Origin of the sequence: Candidatus Endomicrobium procryptotermitis (assembly GCA_031279415.1) — a bacterium.
Taxonomy (GTDB): Bacteria; Elusimicrobiota; Endomicrobiia; order Endomicrobiales; family Endomicrobiaceae; genus Endomicrobium_B; species Endomicrobium_B procryptotermitis.
Genome location: JAITIP010000037.1, coordinates 53,228 through 66,214 on the forward strand (window position 1 = coordinate 53,228; position 12,987 = coordinate 66,214).

Annotated in this window: 11 protein-coding genes; 10 read left to right on the forward strand and 1 reads right to left on the reverse strand. The window is 34.9% G+C overall.

What is annotated here, in order from left to right; all coding sequences use genetic code 11:
* The first annotated feature begins 1 nt into the window (after position 1).
* The 6 genes from LBD46_07270 to holA all read left to right on the forward strand — a co-directional run bounded on the left by LBD46_07270 (position 2) and on the right by holA (position 6,731).
* Complete coding sequence (locus LBD46_07270) at positions 2–739, forward strand: TlyA family RNA methyltransferase (GenBank protein MDR2426956.1); 738 nt, start codon at positions 2–4, stop codon at positions 737–739.
* A gap of 16 nt (positions 740–755) precedes the next feature.
* Positions 756–1,538: a hypothetical protein gene (locus LBD46_07275; protein MDR2426957.1), complete on the forward strand. Its 783-nt coding sequence runs from the start codon at positions 756–758 to the stop codon at positions 1,536–1,538.
* Positions 1,539–1,670: 132 nt separating this feature from the next.
* The gene (locus tag LBD46_07280; protein MDR2426958.1) at positions 1,671–2,657 is read left to right on the forward strand and encodes a site-specific DNA-methyltransferase; all 987 of its coding nucleotides are present in this window, start codon (positions 1,671–1,673) and stop codon (positions 2,655–2,657) included.
* A gap of 45 nt (positions 2,658–2,702) precedes the next feature.
* Positions 2,703–5,141 carry a leucine--tRNA ligase gene (gene leuS, locus LBD46_07285; protein MDR2426959.1) on the forward strand — a complete coding sequence of 813 codons (2,439 nt, stop codon included), beginning with the start codon at positions 2,703–2,705 and terminating at the stop codon, positions 5,139–5,141.
* Between the two features lie 9 nt (positions 5,142–5,150).
* Positions 5,151–5,705, forward strand: coding sequence for an LPS assembly lipoprotein LptE (lptE, locus tag LBD46_07290; protein ID MDR2426960.1), 555 nt, complete (start codon positions 5,151–5,153; stop codon positions 5,703–5,705).
* A gap of 6 nt (positions 5,706–5,711) precedes the next feature.
* A complete protein-coding gene (gene holA / locus LBD46_07295; GenBank protein MDR2426961.1) occupies positions 5,712–6,731 on the forward strand; it encodes a DNA polymerase III subunit delta in 1,020 nt (339 codons plus the stop codon).
* A 196-nt stretch (positions 6,732–6,927) separates the two neighbouring features.
* Here the strand turns inward: holA and rpsT are convergent, their stop codons facing one another.
* Positions 6,928–7,209 (reverse strand): 30S ribosomal protein S20, encoded by a 282-nt coding sequence (gene rpsT / locus LBD46_07300; protein ID MDR2426962.1) that lies wholly within the window; start codon positions 7,207–7,209, stop codon positions 6,928–6,930.
* Between the two features lie 140 nt (positions 7,210–7,349).
* Here rpsT and alaS point away from each other — a divergent pair, with 140 nt between their 5' ends.
* From alaS to LBD46_07320, 4 genes are read left to right on the forward strand one after another with little or no spacing between them, the layout of a single operon-like run.
* Entirely contained in the window at positions 7,350–9,995 is a 2,646-nt protein-coding gene (alaS, locus tag LBD46_07305) for an alanine--tRNA ligase (protein ID MDR2426963.1), read from the forward strand.
* A gap of 43 nt (positions 9,996–10,038) precedes the next feature.
* Positions 10,039–11,961 (forward strand): SAM-dependent methyltransferase, encoded by a 1,923-nt coding sequence (locus LBD46_07310; protein MDR2426964.1) that lies wholly within the window; start codon positions 10,039–10,041, stop codon positions 11,959–11,961.
* The gene (locus LBD46_07315) at positions 11,954–12,496 is read left to right on the forward strand and encodes a restriction endonuclease subunit S (GenBank protein MDR2426965.1); all 543 of its coding nucleotides are present in this window, start codon (positions 11,954–11,956) and stop codon (positions 12,494–12,496) included. Before LBD46_07310 ends, LBD46_07315 begins: the two co-directional genes overlap by 8 nt.
* Positions 12,471–12,977 carry a restriction endonuclease subunit S gene (locus LBD46_07320; GenBank protein MDR2426966.1) on the forward strand — a complete coding sequence of 169 codons (507 nt, stop codon included), beginning with the start codon at positions 12,471–12,473 and terminating at the stop codon, positions 12,975–12,977. Before LBD46_07315 ends, LBD46_07320 begins: the two co-directional genes overlap by 26 nt.
* Positions 12,978–12,987 lie beyond the last annotated feature (10 nt).

Genomic DNA, 12,987 nt, shown 5'->3' on the forward strand with positions numbered 1-12,987 from the left:
TATGGAAAAAAATAAAAATAAAAAGCGTCTTGACATTTTGGTTTATGAAAAAGGCTTCGCCGAAACACGTACAAAAGCGCAGGCTTTTATAATGGGAGGAAGTGTTTTTGTCAACGGTAAAGTTGAATACAAGTCCAGCACACTTTTTTATGAAGAAGATATAATTGAAGTAAAAGATATAAATCCCTATGTTTCACGCGGTGGGTTAAAACTTGAATCTGCGTTCAAAGCTTTAAATATTGATATTACTGGTTTTATTTGTCTTGACATAGGTGCGTCTACTGGCGGATTTACTGACTGTATGCTTCAGAAAGGCGCCGTTAAGGTATATGCCGTTGACGTAGGCACCGGACAGCTTCATTACCGGCTCAGGCAGGACCCAAGGGTAATTAATATTGAAGATGTTAATTTCAGATATTTTGACAAGTCTTTGCTTAAAGATGAGATAAATTTTGCGACAATAGATGTTTCTTTTATATCGCTGGATAAAATTCTTCCGATGGCTTTAAAAGCTGTCGAGGACGGTGGATTTGTTCTGGCTATGATAAAACCGCAGTTTGAACTTGAGCCTTCAGAAATAAAAAAAGGCATCGTAAGGGATGAGAATCTCAGACAGAAAGCGATAGACAAAATAAAAAAATGTGCTGTCGGTTTGGGATTTAAAATAGTATCTGAGGCTGATTCAGGACTGAAAGGTCCGAAGGGTAACCTGGAGCATTTCGTGTTGTTAAAGAAATAAGCTTAAGGAGGTTTTTGTGAATATTTGGACAAAAATTAGTATAGATTATGCAAATCAAAAAAATTATTTAGATGATCTTTTTAGAGTTTATCCTACTATTCCTGAAGGGATTAGAGATATTGATAAAGATGCTTGGATAGTTGTTGAAAAAGCATTTAAGAAAAAAGATAATATAAAGTTATTGAAAAACCTATTAAAATTTAAGTTATTTCCAATCAAAGATTCATATGTGGCGTATCTGAGACGCGATTGTTCTGCTTTAGAGCGAAACCCTAATACTGTTAATAGACTTGCTGGACGTTTATATGAAATGGGGCTGAACAAAATATATGAGAGTTGTTCTCAACCTAAAGAAACTAATAGGCAGATTGGTCCATTATTCAAAAGATGGGTGAATGATAAGTCATTGGGTATTATACCTGTGAGTGTTAATCAATTTTTAAAAACAAAAGAAAATGCCATTCTTGATGCAAGTGATGCTGAGATGATGTCTTTTGCAAATGAAAAACTAGGTTATAACCATAATAAAGGATTAGACTTTATTGCCCGATTTAATGGAAAATATATTATTGGTGAAGTAAAGTTTTTAACTGATTTTGGAGGACACCAAAATGCGCAGTTTAATGATGCTGTCACTACTATTAAGACAAAGAAAGTAAATGCTATAAAAATTGCGATTCTTGATGGAGTTGTTTATATAAAAAGCAATAATAAAATGTATAAAAGCATTACAGGCTACTTAAAAAAAGAAAATATAATGAGTGCTTTAGTTTTGCGGGAATTTTTATATCAAATTTAACTTATGCTAATGACATATAATATAAAAAAAACATCAAAGTGCATTATTCAGCGGACTCTCAAGGCTAATCTTAAGGTTATTTCAGGCAAAGGTTCAGAAAATAAACTTATTTTTGGAGATAATTTATCTGTTATGAAAAAACTGCTAGATACTTATTCCGGCAGAATAAACCTTATTTATATAGATCCTCCTTTTGCAACAAATACTAACTTTAGGATAGGAGATAATAGAGCTAACTCGGTCAGTAGCAGCCACAGGGATGAAATAGCATATGATGACACTGTTTTAGGAGATGAATTTTTAGATTTTTTAAAAGAACGTTTAATTTTCCTTAGAGCATTATTGTCTGACAGTGGTTCAATATATCTTCATATTGATTATAAAATAGGTCATTATGTAAAGCTTATTATGGATGAGATATTTGGGCAAAAAATGTTTAGAAATGATATTACTCGTATTAAATGCAATCCAAAAAATTTTCAGCGTAAAGCATATGGAAATATCAAAGATATGGTTTTATTTTATTCTAAATCAGATTTTTACGTTTGGAATGAGCCAATAGTTCCATTTTCAGAAGAGGATAAGATAAAATTATTTAAGAAAACAGATATTGATGGTCGTAAATATACTACAATACCATTACATGCACCAGGAGAAACTGTTAACGGTAATACAGGAAAAGAATGGAGAGGGATTAAACCTCCAAAAGGTCGTCATTGGCGTAGTGATCCATCTATCTTAGATAAACTTGATGAACAGGGTTTGATTGAATGGTCTGTAAATGGAGTTCCTAGAAAAAAAATATTTTCTAATAACAGAGAAGGTAAAAAAATGCAGGATATTTGGGAATTTAAAGATCCTCAGTATCCAACGTATCCGACAGAAAAAAATTTAAATATGCTAAAGTTTATAATAGAGACATCCTCTAATGAGGGTGATTTAGTGCTTGACTGTTTTGCAGGCTCAGGCACTACTCTTGCGGCTTCTCAGGAGTTAAATCGTAATTGGATAGGTATAGATAAATCTGAAAAAGCAATAAAAATTATAAAGAAAAGATTATCATTATTGCCAGATACATTATTCAATAAAGTTAAATATGAATTTTTGAAACAAATATAGCTGATAATACGAATTACAAAATAATATTTATTTTGAGGGAAAATCATGTCAGATTATAATCATTCAGAAGTAGAAAGCAAATGGCAGCAAAAGTGGAAAGACAACAATACTTTTAAAGCGGTTGAACAGGAAGGAAAAGAGAAATACTATTGTCTTGTCATGCTTCCTTATCCTTCGGGAAATCTGCATATGGGGCATGTAAGAAATTATGGAATCGGCGATGTTTTTGCGCGTTTTCATAAAATGAAAGGGAAAAACGTCATACACCCGATGGGCTGGGACGCTTTCGGTATGCCTGCGGAAAATGCGGCTATCAAAAATAAAATTCATCCTGCCAGATGGACAAAACAAAATATAGAGCGCATGAGGCAGCAGTTTAAAGCGCTTGGCATTTCGTATGATTGGGACAGGGAAGTGGCTTCATGCGATCCGCAATATTATAAATGGAATCAATGGCTTTTCATAAAAATGTGGGAAAAAGGTTTGGTATTCAGAAAATCGGCGAATGTAAATTGGTGTCCGTCATGCAATACCGTTCTTGCCAATGAACAGGTTTCAGAAGGTGTATGCTGGAGATGTAAAAATCCCACCGAACATAGAGATCTTGAACAATGGTTTATAAAAATTACAGATTACGCCGATGAACTTTTGGATGGGCACAAGCAGCTTTCAGGATGGTCTGAACAGGTTTTGTCTATGCAGAAAAACTGGATAGGCAAATCTTATGGAGCCGAAGTTGATTTTGCTATAAGCGGTTCTAACAAAAAACTAAAAATATTTACTACGCGTCCTGACACGCTTTTCGGAGCTGCTTTTATGGCGGTTGCTCCTGAACACGAGATAATAAAAGAACTTCGGCCTAAAATAAAAAACTGGAATGAAGTTGAAAAATATATAATTAAAAGTGGAAAAAAATCTAATATAGAAAGGTCTTCAAGCAAAGAAAAAACGGGCATTAAACTTGAAGGCGTAAGCGCAGTAAATCCTGTAAACTCAAAAGAAATGCCGATATTTGTAGCGGATTATGTTTTAACCGGATACGGAACGGGCGCCATTATGGCGGTTCCTGCGCATGATCAAAGAGATTGGGATTTTGCGAAAAAATATAATATTGAAATTATTGAAGTCATTAAAGGTGAAAGTTCCGATATAACAAAACAGGCATACGAAGATGAAGGCGTACTTGTAAATTCGGGTCAGTTTGACGGTATAAAATCCATAGACGCATTTAATACCGTTTCCGAATGGGTTGAAAAACAGGGTTTTGGCAAAAAAACAATCAATTTTAAATTGAAAGATTGGTTAATTTCAAGACAAAGATATTGGGGAACTCCCATTCCAATGATACATTGCCAAAAGTGTGGAATAGTTGCGGTTCCAGAAAAAGATTTGCCCGTAACTCTTCCCGAAGACGTTGAATTTACAGGAGAAGGCGAATCGCCTTTAAAATCAAATAAATCTTTCGTCAATGTAAAATGCCCTAAATGTTCAGCGGCTGCAAAAAGGGAAACAGATACTATGGATACTTTTGTGGATTCTTCATGGTATTATGCAAGATATTGTGATGCGCATAACGACGCCGCTCCTTTTGACATTGCAAAAGCCAATTACTGGATGCCTATTGACCAATATATCGGTGGCATAGAGCATGCCTGCATGCATTTGATATATTCGAGATTTTGGTATAAAGTCATGAGGGATTTAGGAATGGTTAAAACCGATGAACCATTTACAAATCTGCTTACGCAGGGTATGGTTACTCTCGGCGGAAGCGCCATGTCAAAATCTAAAGGGAACATAGTAAGTCCAGACGAAATAATCGAAAAATACGGAGCGGACACAGCAAGACTTTTTATTCTTTTTGCGGCTCCTCCGCAAAAACAGCTTGATTGGTCTGTGGACGGCGTCGAAGGCTGCTGGAGATTTATCAACAGAGTGTGGAGACTATATGATTTGGTAGCTGTCAAATCTCAAAATACTGCGTCTGACAAAGATAAAGCCGAGCTGCTGAGAATAACTCATCAAACGATAAAAAAAGTTACAGATGATATAGAAAAAGAATTTCAGTTTAATACGGCCATTTCTTCGGTTATGGAACTTGTAAACGCTTTATACTCCTATAAATATCACGGGAACGACATTGGAGTTTCGCTTCAGGCTTATAAAACCGTCATTTTGCTTTTAGCTCCTTTTACTCCGCATTTATGCGAGGAAATATGGGAAAAGCTTGGCAATAAAGATTTTATTTCTTCTTGTGGATGGCCTGAATTTGATGAAAAGTTTTTGAAGCGGGATATAATCGAACTTCCCGTGCAGATAAACGGAAAACTCAAAGGAAGAATTACGGTTTCTGCTGAATCTGGCGAAGATGAAGTGAAGAAATCTGTTTTATCGGATGAAAGAATATCTCAAAGTCTTAAAGATAAGCAAATCGTTAAGTTCATATATGTAAAAAATAAAATTATTACACTTGTCATAAAATAGGAGGAATATATGAAAAAGATTTTGTTTTGCGCGGTATTCGCATTATTTTTGATGTCATGCGCAGGCGTTTATGACCCGGCTCCGCAAATTTTGCCAGAACACATAAAGAAAGTTTATGTGAAGCCTATAACAAACAATACGAATCAATATGGGCTTGAAGCGAAATTCACAAATGCGGTAGTGGATGAAATTTTAAGAGACGGAAGACTTTCGCTTGTAAATTCTCCCACTGAAGCGGACGGAGTTATAGCTGGAACAATAAAGAAATATATATTACAGCCTTTGACTTATGATGCCAATATGGTAACCGAACAGTATAAACTTTGGATTATAGTAAGTGTTTCTCTTGTGGACAGGGAAAATAATGTTACACTGTGGACCGAACCAAATCTTGAAGGCATACAGATATATCTTGACGCCACAAAAGGATCTATAGGCGAAGGCATGACTGAAGAAGAAGCCAGAGAAATTATATGGGAAAAACTATCCCGCGACATAGTAAAACGCACGATCAAAGGTTTCGGTTCAGTAACAAGCACTTCTGAGAAAAAAGTGCCGAATTAATAAAAAATGGCTTTTACAAAATTTCAAGATTTCAATAAACATACTGCTTTAAAAAACGTTTTTCCTGTATATCTGTTTGCTGGAGAAGAATCTTATCTTATTGATTCCTGTGTTAAGAAAATTAATTCCATTCTTACCGCTGACGATTTAAACAAAGAAGTTTTCTATGCTTCCGATTCGTCTGCAGAAGATATTTTAAATGCTGTTCAGACTCTTCCTTTTTTAAGCGAAAAAAGGATGGTGATAGTAAAAGCGGTTAATAAAATGAAAGCTGCAGATGCGGAAAGGATTTCGGGTTATCTTTCTAATGTTATCGACACGTCCTGCCTGATATTATTATATCCCGACAATTACAAAAAAGAGGGAACTGCCAAAAGAAAAGAATTGATAAACAAATGTGTTTCTTCAGAAAGCTGTGTGGCTGTAGACTGCCGCAAACAATATGAGAATGAAGTAAAAGAGTTTATTAAATCAGAATTTGCCGCAAGGGGAAAGAACGTTTCATATAATGCGATTTCAACAATAATAGATGAAAATGGCGTTGACTTAATGAACATTGAAAATGAAATAGAAAAGCTGTGCATTTATACGGGAAGAGATAAAAAAGTGATTACAGAAGAAGATATAGAACAAATAAGCGGTTATACCAAAGAAGTCAGCATATACGCTTTAGGTTCAGAAATCGAGAGCAAGAACTTGAAAAAGGCCATGTTCATTTTGGAAAAACTTTTTGCGGAAGGCAGCGATGCCGTGATGATATTGTCGCAAATATCGTCGGCGATTAGAAAACTTCTTAATGCTAAAAGCATGATTGAAGAAAAAGGAATGTCAAATGCTGAAACTGCATCAGCGCTGAGAATCCACAACTATTTTGCAAAAGCTTTTTTTTCAAATTTGTCAAAACATAATGTAAAAAGTCTTAAAAACAGCTTAAAAGTGACGTTAAAAGCCGATATAGCAATCAAAACAGGGTCTTCCGATGCGATATCCGCTCTAGAAAAAATCATACTTTCCGTATGCAGATAAAATCAGAAGCTTAAAGACTTGGAAATGTGACATCCAATGCAGCGCAACCTGCCCGTAGTGTTTTAATACTGGATAACAATCTTTCTGAGTTCCTGTCAAGACTGTATGACTAAACTTCTCAGCTTTTTTAAATGCCAAAATAAAAACCCCCGCTTTGCTTAATATAGGCAAAGCGGAATTTTCTATGTGTTTTATTTTATTTTGAAATTCCGGCGACTAATCTTGAAAGTCTTGCTTTTTGATTTGCGGCCGCTTTGTAATGAATTATATTTTTCTTTGCGGCTTTGTCCCATTTCGAAAAAGCTATGTTGAGCTGATCTTGGGCAAGTGTTGTATCTTTATTTTTTACTGCGGTCTCAACTTTTTTTACCATAGTCTTAATTTTGCTCTTTACCGAAGCGTTTCTTGCGGTTCTTTTTTCAGCTTTTCTTGCTTCTTTAAGAGCGGAAGTATGTCTTCCTGTTTTAAGCTTTGCCATTACTTTATTCCTCCAAAAATTATAAAAAATTATATTATTTAAATGATTTAATAATTCTACCTTATTGTTTTTATATAGTCAAATATTTATAAGCTGAGTCGTTTGAGTTGGGTCTTTTTTTTTGCTAGAATCATAATATTATGAATATAAAAAGTATTAGACAATCTGCACAAATCAGGGCAGAATTTTTGCGTTTTTTTCAGGATAAAGGGTGTGTCTCTGTCGCTTCGGATTCCCTTATGCCTTCGGGAGACAAAACTCTACTTTTTACATCTGCCGGAATGGTACAGTTTAAACAGCATTTTTTAGGACAAAGTAAAGATACTTTTACGAAAGCGACCAGTTGTCAAAAATGTTTTAGAACGTCAGACATAGAACAGGTCGGAATTACTACGAGGCATTTGACGTTTTTTGAAATGCTGGGCAATTTTTCGTTCGGCGACTATTTTAAAAAAGAAGCTGTCGAATGGGCATGGGAATTTTTAACGAAAAATATGTCTCTGCCGCAGAACAAACTTTACATAACGATTTATAAAGACGATGATGAAGCGGCCGAAATATGGAAAAAAATAGTTCCAGAGAATAAAATTATGAGGATGGGCGATGATACAAATTTTTGGAATATGGGTGATATCGGGCCCTGTGGACCATGTTCCGAAATTCTTATAGATTTAGGTGCGGAAATGAGCTGCGGAAAGCCTACATGCGGCCCGTCATGCGATTGTGACAGATATCTGGAAATATGGAATCTCGTTTTTACACAGTTCGATAAGCAGGCAGACGGTTCGCTTAAAAACTTGCCTAGAAAAAATATAGATACGGGAATGGGATTGGAAAGGCTTGTTGCGGCGGCTAACGGAAAAAAAAGTGTTTTTGAAACGGATTTGTTTGTGCCGATAATGGAAAAAGCTTCAAAAATTTTAAACGTAAAATATGAGGGCAAAAACATATCTAAATTGAGAATGATAGCAGACCATTCCAGAGCCGTGACATTTTTAATATCCGATGGTATTCTGCCGGCGAATGAAGGAAGAGGTTACGTTTTAAGAAGGATATTGAGAAGAGCCGTGAGGCAGGGAAAGATGTACGGTTATGATAAACCGTTTATAAACGAGCTTGCGGCTGTCGTGTTTAAAATAATGGAACCGGCATACCCGGAATTGTCGTCAAAACTTGCCAATATCAAAGCGATAATAAAAGTCGAAGAGGAAAAGTTTCTCGAAACTCTTGAAGCCGGCTCAGTGCTGCTTTCGGATATGATAAATTCTTATAAAACAAAAGCAATCGCCGCTATAAAAGGAGAAGATGTTTTTAAACTTTATGACACTTACGGGTTTCCTCATGATCTGACAAAAGAAATAGCCGCAGAAAACGGTATGTCCATTGATGAAGAAGGCTTTAAAAACGAACAGAGAAAAGCTCAGGAAAAATCACGCTCGGCGTGGGGCGGTTCAGGAGAAAAAGATATAACTTTTTATTCCATTCTGCATAAAAAGTACGGAGATACGTTTTTTGCAGGATACGACAATTTTGAATTTTCTGGAAAAGTTTTGTCAATAATTAAAAACGGAAAAGAAGTAGGTGAATTAAACGAAGGAGATGAAGGCGAAATTATTCTTTCGCAGACTCCGTTTTACGCCGAATCCGGCGGTCAAAGCGCGGATAAGGGCAAAATATTTATGCCTTCTTTTAACGCTGAAGCTGAAGTGTATGACGTTTTTAAGCCCATAGGAAATTTGTTTGTTCATAAAATAAAAATTTTAAAAAGTTGTTTTAGAAAAGAAATCGAAATTCTTTCTATTATAGACAAAAAGCACCGACTTCAGATTCAGCGTCATCACACAGCGACCCATCTTCTTCATAAAGCTTTAAGAGAATTGTTAGGTGGACATATTACGCAGGCAGGTTCTTTGGTTACGTCGGATTATCTGCGTTTTGATTTTACCCATTTTTCTGCGATAAAAAAAGACGATTTAAAAAAAATCGAGAGCAATATTAACGCCGTAATAAGAGCAGATACTCCAGTATGCATCGCAAATATGACGATAAATGAAGCAAGAAATGCAGGAGCTACGGCATTATTTGGCGAAAAGTACGGCGATATTGTCAGGACGGTTTCTGTAAAAAATGAGGATGGAAACTCAAATTATTCTATGGAACTCTGCGGCGGAACGCATATTTCAAGAACAGGAGAGATAGGATTCTTAAAAATTCTTTCCGAATCTTCCGCAGCAGCAGGTATAAGACGCATAGAAGCAGTTGCGGGAGAAGCAGCCGAACTTTATGTTTCCGAACAGGAACGCAGTTATCAAAAAATATTGGAATTATTTAATGTTTCAAAAACCGATTTAATGATAAAAATACAAAAATATTTTGACGATTATAAAAAGCTTGAACAAGAGCTTAACTCGTTAAAAAGTCTTTTAATATCTAGCGAAATAGATAATTACGTTAAAAACGTAAAAGAAGTCAAAGGTTTCAAATTTTTGTCTTTATCAGTTGGCGGACAAGACGTTAAGTCGCTTAGGGAAATATCCGACAAAATCAAAGAAAAAATCGGCTCTATAATTTTAATAATCGTTTCTATAAACGAAGGCATAGCCTCTTTTATAATTTCAGCAACCCAAGATTACGTTAAAAAAGGAGTAAATGCAGGAAAAATTGCAAAATCTTTTTCATCCGCTATAAACGGTTCCGGAGGTGGAAAACCTGACTTTGCGCAAGGCGGTTCAAAAGACATTACAAAAATTAATGAAGTCATAAAAAACGCCGACAAATACTTATAAATTTAAGCATACCCGATTTAAATATAATTGAATTGGAAATTATATGAACGAAAAAAATATGGATTTTTTTATTGGAAAACTTCTTGAGCAGGCAGGTATTAAATTTGAATACCAGGGGAGTAAAATTAAAGAGATTTCTGAATCTTTGAGAACGGCTTCTAAAAGAAATTCTAAACATGCAGGCAGACCTGAGTTTACTGCAAAAGTCAACGATTTTATTTTAGTAGGTGAGGATAAAGCGACTGTTGATTTACAGGCAAAATATGTTGACGATACCAAACAGCAATTATCTATCCAAATAAAAGATATAACAAAATACGCTGAAAACGGCGCGTTGCATTATGCAAGACATATTGTTGAAAACACTAATTTTAAAAAAGTTTTTGCTTTTGGTTGTTCAGGAGATAAAAGACACTATAAAATCCGACCGATTTTTGTGGATAAAAACGGCAAATATACATTATTAAAAGAAGTTAATAATTTTGAAAATTTTAATTCCGAAAATATAAATCGTTACTATCGCGAACAAGTTTTACGCGAAGAACCAAAAGAAGTCACGGAATTGAAAGATATTTTAAACCGTGCAAAAAGACTGCATGAAGATTTAAGAAATTACGCCCAGCTTAGCGATACGGAAAAACCGTTGGTTGTTTCCGCAATTTTACTTTCACTAAACGAGCATTATGAAGACCAGCAAGGTTTTATAAATACTTTAATATGCGATAAAGTTAAAAGTGACGGACAAAAAATATACGAGGCGGTTTCTTCTCATATGCAGAGAGTGCAGGTAGAACCGCAAGTAAAATTACAACAGGTTCTTGCTCAATTTAATATTATTAAAACCCGCGTTATCTTAAGCGACTATAATAAAAAGCTCGGCAAAACTCCTTTGCGTTATTTTACAGAATATCTAAAAGAATATGTTATCGCTTATACAAAAGCTAATTCGCCAGAGGATGTTTTAGGCAGGTTTTACGGCGAATTTATGAAGTATAGCGGCGGAGATGGGCAAACGTTAGGTGTCGTGCTTACTCCGTCTCATATTACAGAATTGTTTTGTGATTTAGTGGATATTAAAGCAAAGGATATAGTTTTTGATCCATGCTGTGGAACAGGCGGTTTTCTTATAGCTGGACTGCATAAAATGCTTAAACAAGCAAAAACAAAAGAGCAAAAAGAAAATATAAAGAAAAATCAAATATACGGCGTGGAATTAAGGGACGATATGTTTTCTATAGCCACTACAAATATGATTTTAAGAGGTGATGGAAAAAGTAATTTAATATGTGCTGATTTTTTACAACAAGAAACACAAAAATTGCGCAAGAAAAATTTTAGTGTCGGTTTTATGAATCCGCCGTATTCGCAAAGCAAAAATAAAGAAACTGCGCATTTATCTGAAATAAATTTTATTTCTCGCTTGCTCAATAGTATGGCAGACGAAGCTCGTGTAGTAGTTATAGTTCCTCAAAGTGCGATGGTTGGCAAGACAAAAGAAGATAAATTAGTAAAAGTTGAAATTTTAAAACGTCATACATTGCAAGGCGTTATTACTCTTAATAAAAATACTTTTTACCGCATAGGCACAAACGCTTGCATAGCTGTTTTTACAGCTCATAAACCGCACTCGGCTGACGACTATGTAAAATTTATCAACTTTGAAGACGACGGGTTTGAAGTCAATAAACATATAGGATTAATTGAAACGGAAAGAGCCAAAGAAAAGAAACGTCGTTTATTAGAATGTTGGCGGCACAATAAAGACGCAGAAAGCAAGTTTATGGTTAAAACAAAAATTGAAGCTGAAGACGAATGGCTGCACAGTTTTTATTATTTTAACGACGAGATACCAACAGACACCGAATTTGAAAAGACAATGGCCGATTATTTGACTTTTGAGTTTAATATGATAGCTCACGGACGCGGTTATTTGTTTGGGTTTGAAGACAGGATAGAGAATGAATAATTTATCAGATAGAAAATGGAAAGAATTTATTGTTGAAGATTTATTTTGTAATATCTCCAATTCAAAAGCATATCACAAAACTAATCTTTGCGAAACTAAGCGAGGCATCGCTTATATCAGCCGGACAAATTTAAATAATGGATTTGAAGCAATAGTTTCAAATAACAGTTTTAAATCTAATCCAAAAAACTCAATAGTTTTCGGCGCTGAGAACGCTTCTTTTTTTTATGAGCCGTTTGAGTATATTACAGGAAATAAAATGTATGTAATTTCTGATGAGAGAATAAACAAATATAACGGGCTGTTTATTCAAAAAATGCTAAACAAAAGCGTTGAAAATTGTGGTTTTGGTTATGGTAAAGGTTTAATTGGTACAAGAGTGAAGAAACGGTCAATTTGTTTGCCAGTTGACGATAGCGGCGAACCAGACTGGCAGTTTATGACTGATTACATGAAATCCAAAGAACAAAAATTAATCAAACGCTATGAAACATATTTAAGTAAAATAAATGTTGGGGGGGGGGGGGGTAAATAATCGTCCTGTATGGCGCGAATTTCAGATTGGCGGCTTGTTTACTGTTGAGCGAGGCAAAAGGCTTATCAATTCAAATCGCAAAACAGGAAATCTTGCCTATTATTCAGCCGCTGAAAGTAATAATGGGTTAACTGATTTTATAAATAATCCGTTATTTACTACTGCAAATAAGCTTATACACACCACTTTTGGCGATGTATATTATGTAAAAAATAAATTCACGGCAAGCGATGAAATAACAATTCTTGACAATGAAAAACTTAATCGTTATGTCGGTTTATTTTTAAGTAAGGTTATGAATAATAATAAAAATAAATTTGCTTTTGGCTATAAGGCTTTTACAGAACGAGTAAAAAGACAAACAATTCTTATTCCTGTAGATAACAATGGCAACCCAGACTATGCGTATATGGAAAATTATATGCGTAATATAGAAATCAAAAAAATTTCTCAATATGTTAAATTTTTAAAGTATAATTAATAGAGCTGCG

Excerpts from the sequence above, each read along its gene's own strand:
- LBD46_07270 (MDR2426956.1), top strand. The coding sequence starts at position 2 with ATGGAAAAAAATAAAAATAAAAAGCGTCTTGACATTTTGGTTTATGAA.
- LBD46_07280 (MDR2426958.1), top strand. The coding sequence starts at position 1,671 with ATGAAAAAACTGCTAGATACTTATTCCGGCAGAATAAACCTTATTTAT.
- leuS (MDR2426959.1), top strand. The coding sequence starts at position 2,703 with ATGTCAGATTATAATCATTCAGAAGTAGAAAGCAAATGGCAGCAAAAG.
- lptE (MDR2426960.1), top strand. The coding sequence starts at position 5,151 with ATGAAAAAGATTTTGTTTTGCGCGGTATTCGCATTATTTTTGATGTCA.
- holA (MDR2426961.1), top strand. The coding sequence starts at position 5,712 with ATGGCTTTTACAAAATTTCAAGATTTCAATAAACATACTGCTTTAAAA.
- rpsT (MDR2426962.1), bottom strand. The coding sequence starts at position 7,209 with ATGGCAAAGCTTAAAACAGGAAGACATACTTCCGCTCTTAAAGAAGCA.
- alaS (MDR2426963.1), top strand. The coding sequence starts at position 7,350 with ATGAATATAAAAAGTATTAGACAATCTGCACAAATCAGGGCAGAATTT.
- LBD46_07310 (MDR2426964.1), top strand. The coding sequence starts at position 10,039 with ATGAACGAAAAAAATATGGATTTTTTTATTGGAAAACTTCTTGAGCAG.
- LBD46_07315 (MDR2426965.1), top strand. The coding sequence starts at position 11,954 with ATGAATAATTTATCAGATAGAAAATGGAAAGAATTTATTGTTGAAGAT.
- LBD46_07320 (MDR2426966.1), top strand. The coding sequence starts at position 12,471 with ATGTTGGGGGGGGGGGGGGTAAATAATCGTCCTGTATGGCGCGAATTT.